This window comes from Vibrio sp. 970, assembly GCF_033339075.1.
Window position 1 is genome coordinate 1 of the sequence record NZ_JAWOTW010000861.1, and the last position, 509, is coordinate 509.

A 509-nucleotide genomic window follows, 5' to 3' on the forward strand; every position below is an offset into this window, starting at 1 on the left:
GATAGCTACATACAACTTCAGATGGAAAAACTGGCGGGGCAATTTCGACAAGCCAATATTTTTCTTAACAGCTATGCGTACACGCTGAGTAAAAGTGATGTGCTGCAGGACTATTTTATCAATCACGACAATCCCTACCGTGAGCGAGTACTTTTTAGCCGCCTAGATGAAACCGCTGATGTCCTGAGCCATGGTTATAAAGGGGATGCGAGCATGGCGATCCTCGACGGCAAGCAAAATCTGCTTTATTACACCGAAAACCAATATTACGAATCGTCCGGCGTTGTTGACCCAAAGGTGCTGGAGTACATAGCAACCAGCTTCGCGGCTCGTGGTGAATACAGTCACACAGGGTTCATTTATAACTCCAGTGGCCAAAGCATCTTGTTGCGATACGAACTCATTGACAAACGAACGGGCGCACCGCCAGTTAGCTTCGATCCTAGCAACGTGTTTTTTGTTGTCGTGTCCGTATCCTTAGAAGTGTTTAACGATATCCAACACGACGT

At 46.6% G+C, this 509-nt stretch carries 1 pseudogene; it reads left to right on the forward strand.

Annotation, left to right across the window (positions count from 1 at the left end):
* Positions 1 to 509, forward strand: a pseudogene (locus R7Q11_RS29595) (diguanylate phosphodiesterase); the annotation flags it as partial.